General features: G+C 66.5%; 2 protein-coding genes. One reads left to right on the top strand and one right to left on the bottom strand.

Annotation, left to right across the window (positions count from 1 at the left end; all coding sequences use genetic code 11):
- Positions 1-49 precede the first annotated feature (49 nt).
- The gene (locus AB0M92_RS39285; RefSeq protein ID WP_366107196.1) at positions 50-925 is read left to right on the top strand and encodes an IS5 family transposase; all 876 of its coding nucleotides are present in this window, start codon (positions 50-52) and stop codon (positions 923-925) included.
- 13 nt (positions 926-938) lie between these two features.
- Here AB0M92_RS39285 and AB0M92_RS39280 read toward each other — a convergent pair whose 3' ends face one another.
- On the bottom strand, positions 939-1,370 hold the full coding sequence (locus AB0M92_RS39280; RefSeq protein WP_366107195.1) for a hypothetical protein: 432 nt from the start codon (positions 1,368-1,370) through the stop codon (positions 939-941).
- Between the last annotated feature and the right edge of the window lie 43 nt (positions 1,371-1,413).

Genomic DNA, 1,413 nt, shown 5'->3' with positions numbered 1-1,413 from the left:
CTAGGCCGTGTGTCGAAAGTGGATCTTGAGCGTTGGATGATCGCTGTTCATGGGGCGGGGAGATCTCACGGATGAACAGTGGGCGGTGCTGGAGCCGTTGTTGCCGAAGAGGACGAAGACGGGGCGACCGCCCGTCTGGCCCCGGCGACGGCTGATCGACGGCATACGATTCCGGGTCCGCACCGGTGTCCCGTGGCGGGACGTGCCCGTCGAGTACGGACCGTGGGGCCGGATCTACGACCTGTTCCGCCGGTGGCAACGGGACGGCATCTGGCACAGGGTCTTCACGCAGCTCCAGTCTCTGGCGGACGCGAAGGGGGCGATCACGTGGGACCTGAGCGTCGACTCCACAGTGTGCCGCGCTCATCAGCATGCGGCCGGGGCCCGCAAGCAGGGTGATCTGCAGAAGGAACCACCAGGCGGTGTGTTCACCGAGCCCGGAGATCATGGACTGGGACGCTCGCGCGGCGGGTTCACCACCAAGCTGCACTTGGCCGTCGAGCAAGGTCAACGGCCTATGTCGATCGTGATTTCGGCCGGGCAGCACGGGGACTCGCCGCAGTTCGAGCCCGTGCTGGAGAAGGTCCGAGTGCCCCGCATCGGTCCGGGCCGGCCACGCGTCCGTCCCAACCGAGTCCGCGCGGACAAGGCGTACGCCTCCCGTAGAAACCGCGCCTACCTGCGCCGCCGCGGAATCCGCTGCACCATCCCCGACAAGGCCGACCAGGCACGCAACCGCCAGAAGCTCGGTTCCCGCGGCGGCCGTCCGCCGCATTTCGACCCGGTCGACTACCGCAAGCGCCATGCGGTCGAGTGCGGGATCAACCGGCTCAAGAGACACCGGGCTGTCGCCACGCGATACGACAAGCTCGCCGTCCGCTATGAGGCCACTGTCCTCGTAGCCGCCATCAACGAGTGGCTGTGATCGGCACGTATCCCTAGAGCTCGTAGTCCCGAGCCAGCTCTTCCCAGCGAATGCTGCGAAGAGCAAGATCAGCGTTCTCACCCGACGGGACATCCGGGGTGGCCTGGAACCAGGCCACGATGAGAGCGGAGCGGTGCAGCACCGCGTCGAGCTCGGGGTCGACCGCTGTCGAGCCGAAGACACCGATGCAAGCCACGGAAGGCAGTACCTCAACTGGGCCGAAGGCGCCGGCGGTCTGGTCCGGGTACTCGCGGGAGGGCGGAACGAGATGAACTGGCGCGAAGGAGAACGCACGCTCGGCCTGCCGCAGGAGGCCGCTGACCTTCATGTCGTTGATGCGCTGGCACGGATAGCCCTCCAGCATCCCCCCGTAGGTCGTAGACATCCGCAGCTCGGTGAGTTCGATCGAGCGACCGGACGAGAGGGCTATGTGGCTCAGCGACATGCCGACACCCTATGCGCATGATCCGCTTCCGATACACGGCCTA

Origin of the sequence: Streptomyces sp. NPDC051582 (assembly GCF_040681715.1) — a bacterium.
In the GTDB taxonomy this organism is placed as follows: Bacteria; Actinomycetota; Actinomycetes; order Streptomycetales; family Streptomycetaceae; genus Streptomyces.
Note: the sequence above shows the minus strand (reverse complement) of the source record. Positions and strands in the feature narration are given on the sequence as shown.